The sequence below is a fragment of the Micromonospora andamanensis genome (genome assembly GCF_016863495.1).
Classification (GTDB): Bacteria; Actinomycetota; Actinomycetes; order Mycobacteriales; family Micromonosporaceae; genus Micromonospora; species Micromonospora andamanensis.
In genome coordinates this window covers 1-18,921 of the sequence record NZ_BOOZ01000024.1, presented here as the reverse complement: position 1 = coordinate 18,921, position 18,921 = coordinate 1, and the positions used below count along the sequence as shown (strand labels likewise).

The following is an 18,921-nucleotide window of genomic DNA, read 5'->3' as shown; positions in this document are numbered from 1 at the left end:
GCCCCCGATGACCCGCGCACCTGAGAACCTGATGGCCGTCCGCCGGCTACTGCTCGACCACCTCAACCGCGACCCCAACCGGGCGCGCGACGAGGATCTCGAACCCAACGAGGTCGGCATCGTCGGCGACGCCAACCACCGCGGCGGCTACCACTGCGGCTCGGACCGGGTCGTCACCAACGACTACTCCGTGGTCGAGTCGCCGCGCGACCGCAACGGCCTGACCCTCGACGCCGCCGCGCTGGACGTCGGCATGTTCCGGCTTAATTCCGGTGGCCGTACCCACAACCTGTTCACGTTCTCGACCTGGTGCGTGGCGCAGTGTGTGGCCGGGGCCCCGGACACCCGGGACATCCGCGAGATCATCTACAGCCCCGACGGCAAGGTGGTCCGGCGCTGGGACCGGCTCGGCCGACGAGGCACCGGCGACCGGTCGCATCTGTGGCACACCCACTTCAGTTTCTTCCGCGACGCGATCAAGGCGGGCCGCGACCAGCGGCCCCTGTTCCGCCGCTACCTGACCACCATCGGCCTGCTCGACGCGGAGGGCAACGTGAGCGACTACGTGCAGTACGGCGACGAAGGGCCGGGCGTGTACCGGCTCCAGTACCGCCTCAACCGCCTCGGCTACGACAAGATCGTGGGCCCGGCGGACGGCGTCTACAAGGACCGGACGGCGGCCGGGGTCAAGGCGTTCGAGCTGTCGGTCAACAAGGACTCCAAGGAGGACGGCAGGCGGGTCACCGCCGCCACCTGGACGCGCCTCGATGACGCCTACTGGCGGCAGTTGATCGCCCAGCACGCCCCGAAGCCGTCGACCGTGCCGGCCCCGACGATCGACTACGGGCAGCTGGCCCGCACCCTCGACCTGCACGGTCTCGCGGGGGCGATACCCCTGCCGCAGCTGGCCGCCATGTTGGCCGCCGACCAGACGCTCACCCTGCACCTGGTCAACGAGCTGCTCAAGCGACTCGTCGCCGTCGCGCCGGCGCCGTGACGGCAGCGTCCGAGGCCGCCCGCCCGCCGTCAGGCGACAGCGGCAACTTCTTGCTGTGGCGGGAGGTGGATCGGCTCGATCGGCGCGTCGACGAGCTGACCGCCCGCGCCGAACGGCTCATCGCCGAGGCCCGCGCCGACCTTGCCGCCGACCTGGACCGCACCTCGGGCCGCCTCGACCGCCTCGACGAGCACGGCTCCCGTGGGGTAGAGGCCATGCGGCTGGAGCTGCGGCAACTGCGCACCGATCTGGAAGCACACGAGGGCATGCACGCGCAGGCGGCCCAGGAACAGAAGACGGCCCGCCGGTGGATGATCGGCCTGGTTGCTGGTCTGATCGCCCCGCTGTATCCGCTGATCATCACTGCGGTTGTCCGGTAGCAGCTGGCCACTGCCACGGGTGGTCGTGCTGCACCACCCACCGGCAGCCGGGTTCCTGGCAGCGCCATTGCCGGCTCATCTCGTGACACACCTGGCACTGCCCCCTGGCGGGGGTCGTGGTCGGGTTGCCGTCCGGGTCGCGATGGCGGGCCGGGCACACCTCGGGCACCTCGGCGATCCCGCCGCGGCTCTGCCTGTACCTCGTCACAACCAGACCGTACCCAGGAGGCACCTGTGAAGATCTTCGGCCGTGAGCCCACCCTGTGGATCCAGGCCCTGTCCGCGTTCCTCGGCGTCGCCGTGACGTTCGGCGTGCCGGGTCTCTCCGCCACGCAGGCCGCCGCGATCGTCGCCGCGACCAGCGCGGTGTTCGCCGCTATCAACGCCGCCCTCGTCCGACCGGTCGCCCCGGCCGCGTTCACCGGGCTGGTGACCGCCTTCGCGGTGTTGGTGGCCGCGTACGGCCTGGACGTGTCGCAGGAGACCGTCGGCGCGGTCCAGTTGACAGTGGTCGCGGTGCTGGCGTTGCTGACGCGTACGCAGGTGACTCCGGCGTCGGACCCACGCCAGTCGATTCGGGCCTGACCTCGGTAGGATTCCTCGTGCGGTGCCGCCGGTGACGTCACGGTGGTGCCGACCAGCCTCAACGACAGGGCCCCTCCTGCTGCTTCGGCGGCGGGAGGGGCCCTGTCTGCGTGTCCGGGATCAGCGGCGACGCCGCTTCCATAACCGCGTCAGGAACCGATCCCGTCGAGCGCTGCCCTTGCACCACCAGCAGCGCCGTGACAGTGCCGAATTCGACTCCGAGCGGTGTACCCCGCGACCTTTGCACCAGTAGCAGTCTCGTTGCGGGTGGTCGATGCACGAGACTACGTATCCCAGCGGTACGGCGATCACTATTGCCCAGCCGACCCAGCCGCCCCACATCACACACTCTCCGACGATTTGCTGCCCGCCCACGCCGCGAGATCCTGGCGGGCGTACAGGTCTGCGTTGCCGCGCTTACCCCGTGACTGTGGAATGGTGCCGACGCGCCGCTGGATGCGCTTCTTAGCCGCTTCGTAGCCCCACGGCAGGATTCCGGCGTCGACGGCGTCCCGCAAGGTCATCATGTCCCCGTCCTCGGGGACATCCCTGGTCACGCCGCTATCAGGGACTTCCGGCGACACGAGGGCCCGCACCTGCGCCTTGTTGAGGTACGCAACCTGAACCTCGGTCGCCTGACCGCCGATGACGACCTGCCAGCGGCCGAGCGTGCGCGATGCTTTCGGCATCGACGCCTCGGGGACGAGCATTTTCCAGTTGTTTGCCGTGTACCTTGCCAGGCAGCGAATGCCGAAATTCTCGCGCGCTTCCGGGCCGCCGATTGCCCGGGCGGTGAGCATCTGCGCAATCGCGATCACGTTGACTTTCGCACTCCGGCCCATGAACAGCAGATCCGCCAACGCGCTGATGGCCGGCGACCGCTTCGGGTCACCCTTGACGCGCTCCTCGGCCCACCAGTTCGCCAACTGCCCGATCGTGGCGTTCATCTCCTCGCAGATGACGAGGACCCGCTGGCCCGGATCCCAATCCTCGGCCTCATGCAGCGCCAGGGTGTTCCGCTCGTCGGCCAAGGCGGCGGTCCGGATCAGCGCGTCATGCATCTGCTCGGGCCGGGTGCAGTAGTCCACGCCGGGCAGGCCGAGCAGCGCCCGATGCGACCCCTTCCGGTCGAGGATCAACACCCGGCCTCCTCGGGCGAGGACCTGTGCGGCGATGAGCCCGGCGAGCACGCTCTTGCCGGCACCGGAGCCGGCTGAGACGGCGATGTGCGGGGAGTCGTCGTGCAGGCTGATGGTGACGGCCTGGCCCCCGACCCCGTCACCGACGTAGAACTCCCACTCCGCCAGGCGCGGCAGCTGCTCGGCGACCCGCTCGTGGCCGACCTGCGCGGGCGGCCGGGCCCGCACCGTCCACCTGGCCACCACGCGCGGCCCGACCTGATCCCACGACTCCACCAGGCCCGAGACGGGAATCTTGCTGGAGATGATGGACGAGACGAGTTGCCGCTGTTCCTTCGTCACGTACGGGGTGCGGATGGTCAGCTCGATGCGCGGCCCGTGGTCGGGCGGTGCCGGCCGGCGGAACACCTTCAACCGGTCCGTGGCCGGCTTGCCCCACCGTTGCGCTGCCCACGCCGCCCGTTGCAGCTGCTCCGGCAGCCATCGGATGATCGGCTCTACCCGCTCGCCGTAGACCAGGCGTACGGCCTGCTCGGCCGGTGACAGCGGCTTGGCCAGGCGGGGAGTGAGACTGCCGAGAGTTGGGTCGACGTGCAGCGTCACCCCGACACCGTTGGCCAAACCCAGCGGCGGGCCGACAGCGGCCAAGGTCGGTGCGACGTAGGCGGCGTGGAAGCGCCGTTGCACGAACCGCCGCTGTCCTCGGTAGGCCAGGGCAAGGGCGACACCGGTCACGCCGGTGGCCACCTGCTCCGGGTAGACCGCGGTGACGGCGGTCGCGGTCGGTACGCCGAGACGGAGCGCCTGGCGTTGCCAGCCGGCGAGGCGTCCCTTGCCGCGCTGTCGGTAGGGGTAGCCGTCGCGGCCGGTCATCGGGCGTCCGGACAGGTAGCGGTAGGTGAGCCGCAGTACGCGGTGCTTGCGGCGGCCGAGGAGCCGCTCCAGGCCGACGATCCGCACGGCGGGGACCTGCGCCATCAGTGGTCCTCCCGGACGAGGTGGGCGAGTGCGGCGCCCATGCCGAGCACGGCGACGGGCAGGACGGACACGGCGGTGGTGATCCACCACGGGGCGACGGTGATCCCGGCGGCGACCAGGAGGTGGTAGGCGACCTGGCCGGCCGCGCCGACAAGCAGTGACCCGATCGCCGAGTACTTCGCGAAGCGGCGGGCCCGGGGCGGTACCCGGCCGGACAGCCACACGTAGAGGGCGAACGCGGCGTACGTCTCGACGCCGATCGGCAGGGTGATGGCGGTGTTGATGGCCAGGCTGTCCCAGATGCCGGGCAGCGGGTACACCACCCCGAACCCGGTGAGTCCGCCGAGTCCGACCCACCCGGACCAGACGGCGACGAAGGCGGGCAGCGACAGCAGCACGACCGGCCAGACGGCGACCGGCTTGCGGGGCTTGTCGACGGTGGGCGTGCCCGGGTGTCCGATGGTCGTGGCCTGCTCGTCCGGCTGAACGGCCGGCAGCGGCGTGACGGGTGCCGAAACCGGCTCGGCGACGGGCTGAATCCGGGTGTCCGCCGGGGCCGGTCGGGGCTCCAGGAGCGCACCACGGACGGCCATCGCGGCGCGCAGCGTCTCCACCCGGTCTGACCCGGCGGACGGCGCGGACCCGCCGTCGAGCGGGATGTCGACTGGATCCGTACCCGGGTCTGATTCGACCGGTGCCGGGTCAGGGCCGATCGGTTCGGCGTAGTCCATCCTGAGCGCCGCTGCCTCGCCGACGAGCATTGAGCGCAGCTCGTCTGCCTTCGGTGCGCCGATGCGAAACTCGCGCATCAGCCGGTTTCGAGACGGGACCGTCCCGAGTTCCTGGGTGAGCTCGCGAGCGGCAGGAAGTAGCGCGTCGACCGGCTGCGGGTACTTCACCCCGTTCACGGTCGGCGCGGTCATCGGTTCCCTCGCTTCCGCTTGCTGCTGGTCTCGCCGATGGCCATGGCACCGTTGCCGATAGCCGACTGGCCGGTCACGGTGATCTGGCCGGTCTCGATACCGCCGCCGTCGGTGGTCGACGCGTCGAAGGTGTGGTGGCCCTTGTCGCAGATGGCCAGCGCGCCCGTCTCGTCGATCGACAGGCTCTTGAAGGTGCTGGTGCCGCAGGTGGAACAGGACGAGATCGCCATGGTGGGCCTCCTCAGGCGGCGATGATCAGGGCGGAGATGAACAGCCAGCCGACGTGCCACGACTGGTCGAGGGCGTACGCGCCGGTGCCCAGGCTCGGGTTGTCGTCCCGGTCGGCGCGGGGTGCGCCGAGTCGCCAGAACCGGCCGGAGCCGGTGGCCATGGCGAGCCGGAACAGCGGGGTGCGCCGGTCGGCGATGTAGTGGCTCACCGCGCTGACCGTGAGCCCCGCCAGCAGCGGCGCCAGGGCGGGTCGCCACCCGGTGAATCCGGCGAGCAGCACCAGGGCGACGACGCCGGTAGCGGTGTAGGTGGCGCAGTGCTTGACGCACGCCCACCGTCCCGCCCACCCGGGGCGGCCCTTGTGGTCTGCCTGGTGTTGGGTCTGGATCCAGTGGTCGCCGACCTGGTGTGCGGCGTACAGGGCGGCGAACACTGCCGCGGATGTGCCGGTCATCGGGCGAGCTCCCTCGAACGGGCCGGGGTCTGGCGGGCGGCCTGGCGGCGGATCGCCGTGGCCGTGGCGTCGGCGTGGCCCTCGACGAGTCGGCGGGCGATGGCGATGGCGGCCAGGGGCGTGGCGGTGCCGCCGGCCACGATCAGGAGGACGTAGCGCATGTCCGCCAGTGTGCCACACTTACAACGGATGCCACACTTGCCGCGCTACGGGAGATTGATCGTGCCGCTACCCGCCACGCTGGCTACAGCCGCTACGATCGCCACAATGGCCACCGTGGAAGATCTAGAAGCCCGGCTGCGCGACGGTGCGTGGCTGCTGCCCGGCGAGGTGGCCAAGCTGCTCGACGTCGACCGGTCGACGGTGATCCGCGCGTACCTGCTCCCCGAGCCGCCGAAGATCCGGTTTCGGCGGCGTGCCGGCGCGGGCGGGTACCGCGAATGCCATCCGGAGGACGTCCGGCGCGAGCTGGCCGCACGCCGCCAGGTCCACGGCGACCAGTAGCCCAGACGGAAGCCGCTACGGTGCCGGATACCCGGCTGGCGGCACCCAGGTATCCACCGTGCCGACCACCAGCTGAGGCAGCTCGCGCACGTCCACCGTCACCCACACCGACGCGACCGGACCGCCACTGACCGCCGAAAGCTGCTGCCCGGCGATCTCGACCAGGTCGTCGCAGTAGAGGGCGGCGTAGTCCACCCGCACGAACGTCCAGGTGCCGCGCCGCAGGAGCCGGAGCACGACGGGTGTGGGCTCGGCCGGGGCCACGGCAGGCCCGGTCACGGTCGGGTCCGCCCGCCGTGGCCCCGGTACCGCTCGGCGCGGGTGGCCAGCGGTGGGAGCGGGATCAGTTCGGTCGGTCCGGCCCATTGGGGGCGGAGGCCGTCGCTGGATGCTGCCGCAGGCTGGGGCGGCGTGGGTTCGGCTTCGGGCCGTTCCTCGGTTTGCCACCATCGCCAGCGCACGGCACCTCCCGGAGGTCGGTCCCGGCGGCCGGGCCACACCCTGCACCGACCGCCGGTCTCACCGATCGCGACGGCGGCCCGCCTCCTGCCATGGATAGGCCCTGGCCGTCGCGGTGAGCCGCGCCGTACGCATCGGGGGAAGCGCAGGGTAATTAGCGGCTCACACCATGAGGGTTGTGTGTAGATCGGCGATCTTCCAGGGACGCACGCGACCAGCCACCAGGTACCGTCCGGTAACTAGTACGTGGCGTACCAGCTACGGTGTGCAGCCGACCAGGGCCGCCAGCTCGGCCAGCTCCGTCGACATCGCCCGCCGCCGGCCGGCGGCGATCTGCCGCACGATGTCCCGGGCGTACCGCTGGTGCCGCAGCCACGCAGGAGCCCGCTCCTGGAGCTGGAGCAGCACCCCGGTGGCGTCGACGTACTGGCGCCGCTCGGCGAGCGCCCACGCCACGTCCAGGCGGTGCCGCTGCCACGACGAGCCGACGGGCGTCGGTCCGGGCGGCACCGCTTCGGACAGGGCCAGCACCCGGCCCGGGTCGCCGGCCACCGCGGCGCACTCGACGCGCTGCATCTGCACTCTCGCCGCGTCGAATCCGCCGACCATCATCAGGTGCCCCGGCTCGGGTGCCCGCTCGCCGATCCGGACCGCCGCGGCGGCGGCTGCGTCGACCAGCTCGGCCGCGGTGTCCGGCTGGTTGTCGCGGGCGTACGCGGCGGCGGCACCCATGGCCAGCCAGCCCCACGCCGCCAACTCGGCCGGTGCGGCGCGGGAGAATCGGGGCTCGATGTGGTCGGCAGTGGTCACCGCCAGCTCGGCCGCTTCGGCGAGCCGGCCTTGCCGCATCAGTAGCCACACCATGCCTTGCACGACCGTGGAGGCGACGACCTGGTCTCCGGCGTCCTCTGCGGCCCGGAGGGCGTCGGCGAGGGCGGTCTGGGCGAGGTCACCGGCTCGCAGCTGGATGAGCAGGTTGCCGGTGAGGTGGAGGGTGCGGGCGACGAGGACCAGCGCGGCCGGTCGGGCGTCGTCGACGGCGAGGCCGGCGGCGGCGCGGGCGTCGAGCAGCAGGGGCGGCAACGCCGACAGCGCGGTGGCGTAGTCGTTGGCCTGGTACGCCCGGTCGGCGGCGTGCAGTCGGGCACGGAGCACCTCAGGCGCCGGTGGCTCGCCGGCCGGGGCAGCCAGAGCGGTGCCGCCCAGGCCACGGATAGGCGCGACCGCCCGGCGGATCTCGGCGAGGGACAGTGGACGGTGGTCCGGCTCGGCGCGAGCTGCGGCCTCGGCCTGGTCGCCGATCAGCGCACTGGTGGGCAGCCCGAGGGCGCGGGCGAGAGCGTGCAGCGTGTCCATGCGGGCGCTCTTGCGGATGCCCTGTTCCAGCTTGCGGATGGTCTCGACGGAGATCCCGGAGCGCTCGGCGAGCTGCTCCTGGGTAAGGCTGGCGCGGACTCGGTGGTCGGCGAGGATCTGGCCGGTGGTTCGGGTCATGGCAGGACTCCCAGGTAGCGGTCTGGGCGGCGGCCCGCCGACCGCTACAACCGACAGGGCCGCCGCATCCGACGGTACGCCTGCGTGTGGCGGCATGCTCGTACGCGCGCCGGTAGGCGGGCCTGGCCATCCGATGTGGATCTATGAGCCGTACCGTTCGGGAATGATCAACACCTCGAACTGCCACCCTTCCCGGTGATCCGGGGCGAACGTTCGAACGTTGCCCCCAGCGGACGTTCGCTTGTCCACTCATAGCGTCCGGGCGTGATCGACCCGCACTCCGGCGTACCCCGGCACCGGCAGCTCGCCGACGTGCTGCGCGCCCGGATCGCCACCGGCGAGTACGTCCCGGGTGACCTGCTGCCGTCGGAGACCCGGCTGAGCCAGGAGTACGAGGTGGGCCGCGGTACGGTCCGCCGGGCAGTGGGGCTGCTGCGGGCGGAGGGTCTGGTGGATGCAGCGTCGGGTCGGGGTACGCGCGTTCGGGAGCGGGTGGAGCCGGAGCGGGTGGCGGTGCCACGTGGCGCGCTGATCTCGGCTCGGCCGCCCACGCCGGATGAGCGAGCCGGCATGGGCATCCCGGAGGGTGTGCACGTCCTGGTGGTTAGTGTCGGTGGCCGGGTGAGGGGTGTGTATCCGGCTGATCGGGTGGCGCTGACCACCGCGTGACCAGGTACGTTGTGGGCCATGTGATCGGCGATCTTGACCAGGTGGCGGGCCGGGTCCCGTTACGGCTGCGGGCAGCAATTTGCATATAGCGCAAAGTCGGGCGTTAACCTGCCGTTAACTTAGGCGACCCTTCGTGCGGCAGTCTTTCCCATGCGCAACTATGTCCCCTCCGGTCCCGTGATCGGGACCGGAGGCCGACCGTGGGGGGAGGCGAAAGGGCGGCACCGTGCGCCCATCACTCACAGCGCTCCCGCGCCCGAATCGGAAGGAGCCTGCCCATGTCAAGACCCGCCCCGCCCATCACCTCCCCTGGCCAGCAACGCCTCCTACAGCCAGTGACCAGGAGAGGGACGGGGGTCCACCTCATGCAGCAGACCGCTTTGATCTACGTGACAGCAGCCAACCTCGACCGCTACACCGATCGTTGCGCAGAATACTGCAACCGGCTCGGCTTGCACCTCACAGCCGTTGTCGTCGACGACCTCGACGGTGGCCGGTGGCCCGAGGTCGCCCAGATGCTCATGGACGGCACCGTGCAGGTTGTCGTGGTCGCCGACCGCGACGAGCTGCCGACCGAGCGGACACCGCGCGTGGACGTGGTGGCCGAGCAGCGTCGCCAGCTCTACACCGGCCGCCCCGTGTGTCGGCCACGCCTCATCCGGTGACCGCACGAAGCGGCCCACCCCCGCAGAAGGGGTGGGCCGCTTCGTGCGGTGCTCAGCCGAAATCGAGATCGTCGATCGCAGCCTGCTGCCGCTTGCGAGAGATCAGCGTGTACCGAGTCGTCGTCGTGATCGACGCATGCCCGAGCAGCACCTGAGCGGCGCGCACATCGTGTTTCTCCTCCACCTTGGTGGCGAAGGCGTGCCTGAGGGGGTATAGCGTCGTGTCGATGCCGACACTGCGCAGGTACTGCGCCGTCGCCTTCGACATCCAGTAGGCAGTAACCCGCTTCCCTGACGGCCTGGTCGCGATCACCCCGGCCGGCAGCGGCTCCACCAGCTCGGCAATCAGCGGATGCGTCGGCACGGTACGCGTCCGGCCGCCCTTGCCCTTGATCCGGATCACCTCGCCGATGTCCTGCCGGCGCACGGTCGCGATCTCACACGGGCGCAGCCCTGCGAGGGCCGCGAGCCGGCAGTACAGCCGCCACGGGTCCTCGGTGTCGTGGATACAGGCCCGCACCACATCGTCCGCCGCCGGCCGGGGCAGCTCGGCCGCGGACTTCGGCCGCACCAGTTCCTCCGACGGGTCGAAGGAGATCCACTGGTCGGCGGGACGAACCGCCCACCGGTAGAGCCGGCGCAGGTGCTTGTAGTAGGTGAGGGCTGTCTCCGTCGACCAGCCCGGGTTGGCCAGGAAGTCCTCCAGCTCGGCGAGGGTCGCGCCGTGAAGCCCTTCAGGTAGCTCGCGGTGGGCTCGGGTGAGGAGTTTGCGCGCGTCGTCGATGGTGCGGGCGGCGAAGCGTCCTGCGCGCAGGTAGCGGAGGTGGGCGTCGATCATGTCCTCGGGGGTCGCCATGCCCTCGATCGTCGGCTCGGTCACCGGTAGCTGCTATGCGGCGATCGGGCGCGAGAGTAGGGCCGGTCGGCGTGTGGTCGGCTCCAGGGTCGCCGCCTTGGGCCGGCGGCGCCGGCCGATGGTGGGACGTGCGGCGCGGACCCTGTCCGTTCGGTTGACGGCACCGGTGCGGGTCGTCCGTTCGGCGTTTCGCCGGTACCCGACGGTAGCCGCATTTGGCAGCGACGCCGCTGTCGGCTTGCTGTCAGAGCCACCCCGCCCTGCCCGTCGGTGCCGTCAGTCCCGTCGGCCCGTCACCCCTGTCGAGTGCGGCAGCTCCGTCACGGCCGTGACGATGCGTGGCTGCCACGCCGGTCCGCCGATGTGCCATCCGGCCCCTTTGCTCTGCTTCAACCCACGCAACGGTTACTCTCCGTGCCGCCTCGTCTGGCGGGGGTCGGACCGCCGCTCTGCTCCGGCGCTGGTCATCGACTATTGCGTGGGTTGAAGCAGAGCAAAGCGCGCGAAGGGAAGACAGTGGGCCAGCGGCTACTCGTGATGGCTGTCACCCAGCGTGAGGGTCACACTGGGTGACTGCTGGCCTCCGTTGCGGTGGCAGGAGGCTCTGGTGGTGCCACAGCGAGGTATGGCCGGCGATCGGGTCGGGCGGGGTCAGGGTCCCGGACGCCGCATCAGCTGGGTCGTTCGTGGTCGAGGAGCCAGCGTTTCACGGGCAGCCCCCAGCGATAGCCGCCCAGCGTGCCGTCGGTGCGTAGCACCCGATGGCAGGGTATGAAGAGCGCGGCGGCATTGCGGGCGCAGGCCGCAGCGGCGGCGCGTACCGCGGCGGGGCGGCCGGCGAGTGCGGCGTAAGCGGTGTAGGTGACCGGCTCGCCCGGTTTGACGTCGCGCAGCACCCGCCAGGCGTGTGACATGAACATCCCGCCGGTGTGCTGTTCGACCGGAACGCCGTCGATCGCGGCCAGGTCGCCGTCGAGATATCCGGTCACGGCGGCGGTGACCGGGCCGAGTTCCGGCCGCTGTCGCGGTTCGCCGCGCAGGCTCGGGTGTACGAGTGGCAGCAGGTTCGCCGGGTCCGCGGTGAAACCCGACGCCCGTACCGCGCCGTCCGGACCGACGAGGACGGTGAACGGTCCGGCGGGGGTGGCGATGACCGTGCTGTCGATCGTGCTGTTCGTGCTGATCATGAGATTCTCCAGGGTTGGACTGATCGGGCGGATGGCCGGACTCATGCTGATCGCCAGAGACGGATCACGGCGTACGACCGCCAGGGGCGCCAACGCGCTGCGTACTCGTCAAGGGTTCTGGGGTTGTCGGTGAGGCCGAGGGCGGCGGCGCCCCGCCGTACCGCGAGGTCGGTGGGGAGGAACGTGTCGGGGTCGCCGAGGGCCCGCATCGCGAGGTAGCCGGCGGTCCACGCACCGATGCCAGGGATCGCGGTCAGCCGCCGCGCTGTCTCGTCCCGGTCCCCACCCGGCTCCAGGTCGAGTTCGCCGGCCACGACCGCCCGCGCCACCGCCCGGATCGTCTCACGTCGCCCCGCCGGCATCCGGAACCCCGAATCCGCCACCCCCAGCAGTTCCTCCGCCGTGGCGAACCCGGACGGTGCCCCAGGCCCCAGAGCCTCCTGATCACCACGGGCCTCTCGGAGGAGGTGGGTGAGGGTGGAGCGGGCGGAGGCCAGGGAGACCTGCTGAGTGGTGATGGCGCGGACGGTGATCTCGAAACCGTCCACCGCGCGGGGGACGCGTACCCCGGGCTCTGCCGCCACCGCCGCGGCCAGCGCCGGATCGGCGGCTAGGGTCTGGTCGACGGCGACCGGATCCGCGTCCAGGTCGAACAGGCGCCGGCACCGGGCCACGGCGGGGGCCAGGTCGCGCAGGTCGGTCAGGCGCAGCGTCGCCGCCACGTGGTCGGCCGCCGGGGTGAGCGTGGCCTCCCCGGTGCCGTGCGGCAACCGCAACCCCCGGCGGTACGCCCCGTCGGCCACCTCGTCGACCCCGGGCAGCGTGCGCCGGGCGAGGAAGTCGAGCAGCGCGGCGGTGTGCAGTGGCGGCCGGTACGCCAGCCGCAGGGTGACGGTGCCCGCACCACCGACAGCCGTGCCGTTGACGGCACGCAGCTGCGACGGCGGTGCGCCGTAGACCGCGCGTACGGTGTCGTTGAACTGCCGGACGCTGCCGAACCCGGCGGCGAACGCGATCTCGGCCAGGCCCAGCCCGGTCGTCTCGATCAGGGTGCGGGCGGTCTGCGCCCGCTGGGCCCGGGCCAGTGCCAGCGGACCCGCGCCCAGTTCCGCCCGCAGCATCCGGTGCAGGTGCCGCTCGGTGTAGCCGAGCCGGGCGGCCAGCCCGGGTACCCCGTCGCGGTCGACCACGCCGTCGGCGATCAGTCGCATCGCCCGGCCCACCACGTCGGCCCGTACGTCCCACTGGGGTGAGCCGGGGGAGGCGTCCGGGCGGCAGCGCCGGCAGGCGCGCAGCCCGGCCCGCTGGGCCGCCGCCGACGACGGGAAGAAACGTACGTTCCGTCGCTTCGGGGTCATCGCCGGACACGACGGCCGACAGTAGATGCCAGTCGAGGTCACGCCGGTGTAGAACCAGCCGTCGAACCGCTGGTCACGGCTGTCGACGGCCCGGTAACACCGCTCGAAGTCCAGTTCCACGTCACCGATGATGCGCCTGCTCCCGCCCGCCCGGCTCGCGGAATTCGGACCACACCCTACGGGCCACCGACCGGGCGGTGCGGAACGGAAGTGTCGGTTGTGGTGGGTAGCGTGCGGCCACCAACTCCAGAAGGGTGCGGCAATGGCTAGCGTGGCGGGTCGGGCGACGTCGAGACACGAGCACCCACCGCTCGACCCGACAGTGGTCCAACGCTTCTACGACCGGATGCGCGCCGTCGCCCCCGCCGCGGTCGGGGCCATCGAACGGGACCGCGCCGACGACCCGGGCCGCGCCTTCGGCGACACCGCCTGCGGCCGACTGGTCGGCTCACTCGACCAGGACGGGGTGCGTGCGCTCGGAATGTGGGTGCACCACTGGTGCATGCGCTTCTACGACGACGACACCCGGGCCGCGCTGCGGCTGCTCCGGGCGATCGCGGCCCGACCGGCGCTGGGCTGGACAGCCGACGAGGTCCACTGGATGCTCGGCGAGTCGCAGCACGCCGCGCCCGCCGCCGACGCCCGCTTCACGCTGCCGCTGGCCGCCGCCGCCGAGCTGGCCCCCGGTGTCCTGCGGATCGACCTGCCTGCCGATGATCGAGTGGTACCGGCGTAAGCTGGCTCGTCGTGAGTCTCACCATCGGCATCGTCGGCCTGCCCAACGTCGGCAAGAGCACCCTGTTCAACGCGCTGACCAAGAACGACGTGCTCGCCGCGAACTACCCGTTCGCGACAATCGAGCCCAACGTCGGCGTGGTCGGGCTGCCGGACGAGCGGCTGGACAAGCTCGCCGAGATCTTCAGCTCGCAGAAGGTGATCCCCGCCCCGGTCTCGTTCGTCGACATCGCCGGCCTGGTGCGTGGTGCCTCCAAGGGGCAGGGGCGGGGCAACGCGTTCCTGGCCAACATCCGCGACGCCTCGGCGATCTGCCAGGTGGTGCGGGCCTTCTCCGACCCGAACGTGGTGCACGTCGACGGCAAGGTCTCCCCGGGCGACGACATCGAGACGATCAACACCGAGCTGATCCTGGCCGACCTCCAGACGCTGGAGAAGGCGCTGCCCCGGCTGGAGAAGGAGGCGAAGCTCCGCAAGGACCGGGCCGCCGCGGTGGACGCGGCGCGCCGGGCCGTCGAGGTCCTGGACGGCGGCACCACCCTCTACGCGGGCGCGGCAGCGGCCAACATCGAGCTGGAGCACCTGCGTGAGCTGCACCTGCTCACCACGAAGCCGTTCCTCTACGTCTTCAACGTCGACGAGGCCGAGCTGAACAATGCCGAGTTCCTCGACGAACTGCGAGCGCTTGTGGCACCGGCCGAGGCGGTCTTCATGGACGCCAAGATCGAGTCCGAGCTGGTGGACCTGCCCGAGGACGAGGCCCGGGAACTGCTGGAGTCGATCGGCCAGTCCGAGCCGGGGCTGGACCAGTTGGTCCGGGTGGGGTTCCGCACGCTCGGCCTCCAGACGTACCTCACCGCCGGCCCCAAGGAGGCGCGGGCCTGGACCGTGCCGATCGGCGCGACCGCCCCGGAGGCCGCCGGGGTGATCCACTCCGACTTCCAGCGCGGCTTCATCAAGGCCGAGGTCGTCTCCTACACCGACCTGGTCGAGGCCGGTTCGATGGCTGCGGCGAAGGCGGCGGGCAAGGTCCGCATCGAGGGCAAGGAGTACGTCATGCAGGACGGCGACGTCGTGGAGTTCCGCTTCAACGTGTGAGTGTCGCGCTCAGCCGGCGCGGAGGGCGTCGTCGACGCCGGTCTCGCGGTCGCCGAGGTGCACCGGGTCGCGGCCGGAGAGCACGTCCAACGCGGCTTTCAGGCCGGCGCCGTACTCCCGGACGGAACTGATCCGCCAGGTGCGGTGGCTGAGCTCCCGGGCGGTCTCGTCGCCGACGCCGTAGGCGTCGATGCCGAGGTGGCGGCAGACCGTGACGGCGCGGGCCAGGTGGAACTGCTGGGTCACCACAGTCGCCCGCTCCACCCCGAAGATCCGCTTCGCGCGGGCGCACGAGTCGTAGGTGTCGAAGCCGGCGTGGTCGAGTACCACCTTGTCAGCCGGTACGCCCTGCTCGACCAGCCAGCGCTGCATCGCCTCGGGCTCGTTGTACTCGTGGCGCATGTTGTCGCCCGACACCAGGATCGCCTGCACCTTGCCGGTCGCGTACAACTCTCGGGCGATCTCCAGCCGGGCGGTGAGGAACGGTGCCGGGGTGCCGTCCGGCTGGACCCGCGTGCCCAGCACCAGGGCGACCGGAGTCTCGGGCACGGTCGCGACCGGGTGGGTGCGTCCTTCGGCGCCGGAGCGGATCCAGCTCACGCTCGCCAACACACCTGTCATCAGCATCACCACACCGAGCCCGCCGGCCAGCAGCGTGCGGCGCAGCCAACGTCCACGGCCCCGGTCCCGGACCTGTCGAAGTCGGGTCGCCAGCGACGAACGGATCGGCATGCGTGCCAGTATCCCAGCCCGGTGCGAGAGCCCCGGCGAGCCGGCCGCCGCTGCGGGGCCGGTCGGTGGTGCGGGGCCGGTCGGTGGTGCGGGCACGACGACGATCCCCCGCCGTGCCCGCACCACTGTCACCCGAGCCGGTACACCGAGATGTGCGAGGTGCTGTCCGGGCCGAAGGAGGACCGGTCCCAGTCGGCGTACCGCTCGGCGAGCCGGAGACCGGCCCGCCCGGCCAGTTCGTCGATCTGCTCGGGCCACATGTAACGCATCGCGAACGGGTGCAGGTGCACCCCGGCGGAGTGGAACGTGATGGTCTGCCGGAGGAACGTCTGCGCCGCCCGGTCGTACTTGTGCAGGCGGATGGTGGCCGAGTCCTCGGTCACCTCCCGGATCTGGACCTGCTCGTCCCGGTCGAAGTCCGCCGGGTCGGGCACGAACGTCTCGATGACGAACGCGCCGCCGGGGGCCAACACCCGCGCGACGTTACCGAAGCAGTCCGCCTGCCGCTGCGCGCGGACCAGGTTGAACAGGGTGTTGAAGACCAGGTACACCAGGGTGTACTGGCCGGTCACCGGCACGTCCGCCATGTCGCCGATGGCCACGGGGATGCCCTGTCCACCGGGCTTGGCCCGCATCCTGGCGACCATTTCCGGTGACGCCTCGACCCCCGCCACGGTGATCCCGCGCGCGGCCAGCGGCAGGGCGACCCGGCCGGTGCCGATGGCCAGTTCCAGTGCCGGGCCGTCGCCGACCAACTCGGCGAGGAACTCCACAGCCGGTGCCGGATCGGGTAGCCCGCCCGGCTGGTCGTAGGTGTCGGCCCAGAGCCGACCGAAGTGTCCCGGATCGTCGAAGACCGACATCAGCGGCCTCCGTCGTTGCTACCGGCGCCGCACGGCGCCTTGTCCGATGATTCCCACGTACGCACGAAGCCTCGATTCGATGGGGTTGACGGTGCCTGCTCGCTGCGTTGGCGTCGTCAGGTGCCTCATGTCGTCGCTCCCTTCGTCCGGCTGGTGCCTGTGCAGGGCATCGCCCTGCTCGTGAGTCAACAGGCCTCGATCTCCGGCGACAACTGAAAATCCCGGGCGGGTCAGCTGATGTAGTGCAGGATGACGTTGTGCACGTGGTGGCTCTTCTGGTCGCCGCGGAACTCCACCTCGTAGGTGTGCGTACCGACGTGGATGGCGATCGCGCCGGTGGAGAAGAACGAGCCGCCCCATGACTTGTTGCTGACCACGCTCACACTGGTGATCTTCGAGTACGGGATGCTGGTGATCGCGTACTTCTTGCCGACGAACGAGCGGTCCTGGATGATGACGCGCCTGTCGGTCAGCCCGATGAACCCGGTGCCGGTGCCGACAGCGTCGTAGACGGCGATGATCTGTTCGCCGTCGAGCAGGCCGCTCTGGATCTGCTGGAACTGTTCCTTGCGGTCATATGTCGCGTTGGCCATGCCGCCCACGGTAGGCAGCATCCGCCAGCTGACGTACCGTCAGCTCTCGGTGACCGCGCGGTACGCGTCCTCGATCCGGGCGGCCAGCAGGACCTCACCCTCGGAGAGCGGCTCGTTGCCGTGCCCGACCCGGATCTGGGTGTGATCGGCGCGCCGGCTGATCTCCGGGCGCAGATGCAGCGCGTCGGCTACCACCTTGACCCGCTCGGTCAGCGCCGCGTGTTGCGTGTCGTCGATGACGAGAGTGCGTCGGATCTGCTCACCCTCACGCGTCCAGCCGGACAGTAGGGTGAGGGCGTCGCTGAGGTAGTCGTGCTTCGTCCGACCGCCGAACAGCGCACGCATCACCGCACCTCCCAGGCTTCGTTGCCGGCTTGTGGCCAAATCGTCGCCGCCCCGTGTCATTGTCGGTGCCTCTAGTCTTACGTCGCACGGTGGGGGTGTCCACGCCCACACTTCCGGGTATTCCTGGCCTGACGGACGACCAAGCTACCCAAACCGCCGATTGATCTGGCACCCTGGACGCCCGTGCGGACCGAACGGGCGAACGACGGCGGACACGCCGTACGACGCGATCCGAAGGTGATCGTTGGCGCGGCAATCATCAGGGACGGGCGGGTGCTGGCCTGTGCCAGATCCGCCCCGCCCGAGGTGGCGGGCATGTGGGAGTTTCCCGGTGGCAAGGTGGAGCCCGGGGAGAGTGAGACGGAGGCCCTGGCCCGCGAGTGCGTCGAGGAACTGGCCGTACGCGTGGAGATCGGCGAGCGGGTCGGCCGCGACGTCCGAATGGCGCACGGCCGCTCGGTCCTCAAGGTGTACGCCGCCCGCCTGCTGCACGGCGACCAGCCCCAGGCCCTCGAACACTCCGCCCTGCGCTGGCTCTCCGCCGCCGACCTGGACACCGTCACCTGGCTCCCCGCCGACGCCCCCATAGTCGCCGCCCTCCGCCCCCTCCTAACTCCCAACCCCTCCCCGTCAGACCCCGTTGATCATGAGGTTAGCGGCAGCTTTGGAGATCAAGACCGCCGCTAACCTCATGATCAACGGGGTGGGGAAGTGCAGAGGGCTTGGCGGACGACCCAGGGGATGTAGGCCGGGTCGAGGGTGTCCTGCCAGGTGAAGCGGAGGATCTTCCAGCCGGCGTTGGTCAGGCGGTTCTGGCGGCGGCGGTCGGCGAAGATCGCCTCCGGAAGGCTGTGTGGCCCCTGACCGTCGGCCTCCGCGATCACCTTGGGGGCGCGCCAGCCGAGGTCACCGATGCCGAGCAGGTGTCCGTCGTCGTCGCGCATCTCCAGTTGCAGCGCGTCAGGCGGCACCCGGCCGTCGACACAGCGCAGCCTGGTGCGGGTCTCCAGCGGGGACTGGGCCCGCCCATCCGCCTCCGCGAGGTATCCACGGGCCGCGACCGCACCCCGTCGGCGCCTGATCCGGTACGCGATCGACGTCAGGTCGTCTGCGACCAGCAGACCTCGGTTCAACGCCGAGTCCAGCACCGAGACGGCCGGGTACCGCCCCACCCGCAGGATCACGTCGCTGACCGTGGTGATGGCATCGGTGGCCGGCATCCCGCCCAGACTGACCAGGGACGTTGCCGGGTGCTCCAGTTGGTGCAGTACGACGTGGGGCTGCCCCGCCCGAGCCCGCTTGGCGGCTACTCCCGGCAAGCCGATGTGGATCTCGTCGGACCTCGGCAGGCCGGCTATGCCATGGAGTTCGGCAGCGCTGCCGTGGACCACACGGGCGGCCGGCCCCAGCGAGAGTAGTGCGGCCCGGACCAGTTGGCGCCGGGACGGCTCCGTCACCCAGAGCGGCTGCGGCAGATAGACGGCCCGAGCCAGTGACTGCCACCGCCCGAACGCGACGAGATTGTCGACCTCATGCCGGGAGTAGCCGCATCCCAGCGCCTGCTCCCGGCACACGAGCCCGTCCTGCCCGGCCCCAACCCGCCGAATCCACCCGTCGCGATCCACCCCCCAAGGCTGGCGAACCTCCCCGCCCCACCGCAGTCCCTGTGGATAACT

General features: G+C 70.9%; 24 protein-coding genes. 9 read left to right on the top strand and 15 right to left on the bottom strand.

The features are described 5' to 3' along the window. The first annotated feature begins 7 nt into the window (after positions 1-7). From Van01_RS19630 to Van01_RS19620, 3 genes are all read left to right on the top strand, one after another. On the top strand, positions 8-997 hold the full coding sequence (locus Van01_RS19630) for a peptidoglycan-binding domain-containing protein (protein ID WP_204009339.1): 990 nt from the start codon (positions 8-10) through the stop codon (positions 995-997). Then, positions 994-1,377, top strand: a complete 384-nt coding sequence (locus Van01_RS19625; protein ID WP_204009337.1) for a hypothetical protein — start codon at positions 994-996, stop codon at positions 1,375-1,377. Before Van01_RS19630 ends, Van01_RS19625 begins: the two co-directional genes overlap by 4 nt. Positions 1,378-1,611: 234 nt before the next feature. Beyond that, positions 1,612-1,962 carry a hypothetical protein gene (locus Van01_RS19620; protein WP_204009335.1) on the top strand — a complete coding sequence of 117 codons (351 nt, stop codon included), beginning with the start codon at positions 1,612-1,614 and terminating at the stop codon, positions 1,960-1,962. A 341-nt stretch (positions 1,963-2,303) separates the two neighbouring features. Here Van01_RS19620 and Van01_RS19615 read toward each other — a convergent pair whose 3' ends face one another. Genes Van01_RS19615 through Van01_RS19595 form a run of 5 tightly spaced genes read right to left on the bottom strand, consistent with a single transcriptional unit; the run spans position 2,304 to position 5,848 of the window. Continuing rightward, entirely contained in the window at positions 2,304-4,079 is a 1,776-nt protein-coding gene (locus tag Van01_RS19615) for a helicase HerA domain-containing protein (protein ID WP_239099172.1), read from the bottom strand. After that, the gene (locus Van01_RS19610; RefSeq protein WP_204009332.1) at positions 4,079-5,002 is read right to left on the bottom strand and encodes an ABC transporter permease; all 924 of its coding nucleotides are present in this window, start codon (positions 5,000-5,002) and stop codon (positions 4,079-4,081) included. Before Van01_RS19610 ends, Van01_RS19615 begins: the two co-directional genes overlap by 1 nt. Continuing rightward, entirely contained in the window at positions 4,999-5,232 is a 234-nt protein-coding gene (locus Van01_RS19605) for a hypothetical protein (protein WP_204009329.1), read from the bottom strand. The genes Van01_RS19610 and Van01_RS19605 overlap by 4 nt, the downstream gene beginning before the upstream one ends. An 11-nt stretch (positions 5,233-5,243) precedes the next feature. Next, positions 5,244-5,687 carry a DUF3307 domain-containing protein gene (locus Van01_RS19600; RefSeq protein ID WP_204009326.1) on the bottom strand — a complete coding sequence of 148 codons (444 nt, stop codon included), beginning with the start codon at positions 5,685-5,687 and terminating at the stop codon, positions 5,244-5,246. Continuing rightward, complete coding sequence (locus tag Van01_RS19595) at positions 5,684-5,848, bottom strand: hypothetical protein (RefSeq protein WP_204009323.1); 165 nt, start codon at positions 5,846-5,848, stop codon at positions 5,684-5,686. The genes Van01_RS19600 and Van01_RS19595 overlap by 4 nt, the downstream gene beginning before the upstream one ends. 106 nt (positions 5,849-5,954) lie before the next feature. Between Van01_RS19595 and Van01_RS19590 the strand changes: the two genes are divergently transcribed. Further along, entirely contained in the window at positions 5,955-6,191 is a 237-nt protein-coding gene (locus Van01_RS19590; RefSeq protein WP_204009321.1) for a hypothetical protein, read from the top strand. Between the two features lie 15 nt (positions 6,192-6,206). On the opposite strand, the gene Van01_RS19585 is transcribed toward Van01_RS19590, so the two are convergent. Both Van01_RS19585 and Van01_RS19580 read right to left on the bottom strand, forming a co-directional pair. After that, positions 6,207-6,470 carry a hypothetical protein gene (locus Van01_RS19585; protein ID WP_204009320.1) on the bottom strand — a complete coding sequence of 88 codons (264 nt, stop codon included), beginning with the start codon at positions 6,468-6,470 and terminating at the stop codon, positions 6,207-6,209. A 438-nt stretch (positions 6,471-6,908) separates the two neighbouring features. Next, entirely contained in the window at positions 6,909-8,144 is a 1,236-nt protein-coding gene (locus Van01_RS19580) for a helix-turn-helix domain-containing protein (protein WP_204009318.1), read from the bottom strand. Between the two features lie 264 nt (positions 8,145-8,408). Here Van01_RS19580 and Van01_RS19575 point away from each other — a divergent pair, with 264 nt between their 5' ends. Together Van01_RS19575 and Van01_RS19570 are read left to right on the top strand one after the other, a co-directional pair. Continuing rightward, positions 8,409-8,813, top strand: coding sequence for a GntR family transcriptional regulator (locus tag Van01_RS19575; protein WP_204009316.1), 405 nt, complete (start codon positions 8,409-8,411; stop codon positions 8,811-8,813). A gap of 365 nt (positions 8,814-9,178) precedes the next feature. After that, entirely contained in the window at positions 9,179-9,478 is a 300-nt protein-coding gene (locus tag Van01_RS19570; RefSeq protein WP_204009313.1) for a hypothetical protein, read from the top strand. A gap of 52 nt (positions 9,479-9,530) precedes the next feature. On the opposite strand, the gene Van01_RS19565 is transcribed toward Van01_RS19570, so the two are convergent. The 3 genes from Van01_RS19565 to Van01_RS19555 all read right to left on the bottom strand — a co-directional run bounded on the left by Van01_RS19565 (position 9,531) and on the right by Van01_RS19555 (position 12,999). Further along, positions 9,531-10,358 (bottom strand): tyrosine-type recombinase/integrase, encoded by an 828-nt coding sequence (locus tag Van01_RS19565; RefSeq protein ID WP_204009311.1) that lies wholly within the window; start codon positions 10,356-10,358, stop codon positions 9,531-9,533. Between the two features lie 647 nt (positions 10,359-11,005). Further along, complete coding sequence (locus Van01_RS19560) at positions 11,006-11,521, bottom strand: methylated-DNA--[protein]-cysteine S-methyltransferase (protein WP_204009303.1); 516 nt, start codon at positions 11,519-11,521, stop codon at positions 11,006-11,008. Positions 11,522-11,562: 41 nt separating this feature from the next. Beyond that, positions 11,563-12,999: a DNA-3-methyladenine glycosylase 2 family protein gene (locus Van01_RS19555; protein WP_204009301.1), complete on the bottom strand. Its 1,437-nt coding sequence runs from the start codon at positions 12,997-12,999 to the stop codon at positions 11,563-11,565. Between the two features lie 142 nt (positions 13,000-13,141). Between Van01_RS19555 and Van01_RS19550 the strand changes: the two genes are divergently transcribed. Further along, a complete protein-coding gene (locus tag Van01_RS19550; RefSeq protein ID WP_204009299.1) occupies positions 13,142-13,615 on the top strand; it encodes a hypothetical protein in 474 nt (157 codons plus the stop codon). Positions 13,616-13,626: 11 nt separating this feature from the next. Then, positions 13,627-14,712, top strand: coding sequence for a redox-regulated ATPase YchF (gene ychF, locus Van01_RS19545; protein WP_204009297.1), 1,086 nt, complete (start codon positions 13,627-13,629; stop codon positions 14,710-14,712). 9 nt (positions 14,713-14,721) lie between these two features. On the opposite strand, the gene Van01_RS19540 is transcribed toward ychF, so the two are convergent. The 4 genes from Van01_RS19540 to Van01_RS19525 form a co-directional block, all read right to left on the bottom strand. Beyond that, on the bottom strand, positions 14,722-15,444 hold the full coding sequence (locus Van01_RS19540) for a SanA/YdcF family protein (protein WP_204009295.1): 723 nt from the start codon (positions 15,442-15,444) through the stop codon (positions 14,722-14,724). Positions 15,445-15,572: 128 nt separating this feature from the next. After that, positions 15,573-16,307, bottom strand: coding sequence for a class I SAM-dependent DNA methyltransferase (locus tag Van01_RS19535; protein WP_204009287.1), 735 nt, complete (start codon positions 16,305-16,307; stop codon positions 15,573-15,575). A 230-nt stretch (positions 16,308-16,537) separates the two neighbouring features. Continuing rightward, positions 16,538-16,900 (bottom strand): PH domain-containing protein, encoded by a 363-nt coding sequence (locus Van01_RS19530; protein WP_093405480.1) that lies wholly within the window; start codon positions 16,898-16,900, stop codon positions 16,538-16,540. Between the two features lie 39 nt (positions 16,901-16,939). Continuing rightward, the gene (locus tag Van01_RS19525; RefSeq protein ID WP_164447772.1) at positions 16,940-17,245 is read right to left on the bottom strand and encodes a 4a-hydroxytetrahydrobiopterin dehydratase; all 306 of its coding nucleotides are present in this window, start codon (positions 17,243-17,245) and stop codon (positions 16,940-16,942) included. A gap of 183 nt (positions 17,246-17,428) precedes the next feature. On the opposite strand from Van01_RS19525, the gene Van01_RS19520 reads away from it, so the two are divergent. Next, a complete protein-coding gene (locus Van01_RS19520) occupies positions 17,429-17,932 on the top strand; it encodes a (deoxy)nucleoside triphosphate pyrophosphohydrolase (RefSeq protein ID WP_204009284.1) in 504 nt (167 codons plus the stop codon). An 8-nt stretch (positions 17,933-17,940) separates the two neighbouring features. Here Van01_RS19520 and Van01_RS19515 read toward each other — a convergent pair whose 3' ends face one another. Further along, the gene (locus tag Van01_RS19515) at positions 17,941-18,819 is read right to left on the bottom strand and encodes a PDDEXK family nuclease (RefSeq protein ID WP_239099171.1); all 879 of its coding nucleotides are present in this window, start codon (positions 18,817-18,819) and stop codon (positions 17,941-17,943) included. Positions 18,820-18,921 lie beyond the last annotated feature (102 nt).

Coding starts and splice junctions, on each gene's coding strand:
- Van01_RS19535 (WP_204009287.1), bottom strand. CDS start 16,307: ATGTCGGTCTTCGACGATCCGGGACACTTCGGTCGGCTCTGGGCCGAC.
- Van01_RS19540 (WP_204009295.1), bottom strand. CDS start 15,444: ATGCCGATCCGTTCGTCGCTGGCGACCCGACTTCGACAGGTCCGGGAC.
- Van01_RS19580 (WP_204009318.1), bottom strand. CDS start 8,144: ATGACCCGAACCACCGGCCAGATCCTCGCCGACCACCGAGTCCGCGCC.
- Van01_RS19560 (WP_204009303.1), bottom strand. CDS start 11,521: ATGATCAGCACGAACAGCACGATCGACAGCACGGTCATCGCCACCCCC.
- Van01_RS19595 (WP_204009323.1), bottom strand. CDS start 5,848: ATGCGCTACGTCCTCCTGATCGTGGCCGGCGGCACCGCCACGCCCCTG.
- Van01_RS19530 (WP_093405480.1), bottom strand. CDS start 16,900: ATGGCCAACGCGACATATGACCGCAAGGAACAGTTCCAGCAGATCCAG.
- Van01_RS19610 (WP_204009332.1), bottom strand. CDS start 5,002: ATGACCGCGCCGACCGTGAACGGGGTGAAGTACCCGCAGCCGGTCGAC.
- Van01_RS19550 (WP_204009299.1), top strand. CDS start 13,142: ATGGCTAGCGTGGCGGGTCGGGCGACGTCGAGACACGAGCACCCACCG.
- Van01_RS19615 (WP_239099172.1), bottom strand. CDS start 4,079: ATGGCGCAGGTCCCCGCCGTGCGGATCGTCGGCCTGGAGCGGCTCCTC.
- Van01_RS19630 (WP_204009339.1), top strand. CDS start 8: ATGACCCGCGCACCTGAGAACCTGATGGCCGTCCGCCGGCTACTGCTC.
- Van01_RS19605 (WP_204009329.1), bottom strand. CDS start 5,232: ATGGCGATCTCGTCCTGTTCCACCTGCGGCACCAGCACCTTCAAGAGC.
- Van01_RS19590 (WP_204009321.1), top strand. CDS start 5,955: ATGGCCACCGTGGAAGATCTAGAAGCCCGGCTGCGCGACGGTGCGTGG.
- Van01_RS19525 (WP_164447772.1), bottom strand. CDS start 17,245: ATGCGTGCGCTGTTCGGCGGTCGGACGAAGCACGACTACCTCAGCGAC.
- Van01_RS19600 (WP_204009326.1), bottom strand. CDS start 5,687: ATGACCGGCACATCCGCGGCAGTGTTCGCCGCCCTGTACGCCGCACAC.
- Van01_RS19570 (WP_204009313.1), top strand. CDS start 9,179: ATGCAGCAGACCGCTTTGATCTACGTGACAGCAGCCAACCTCGACCGC.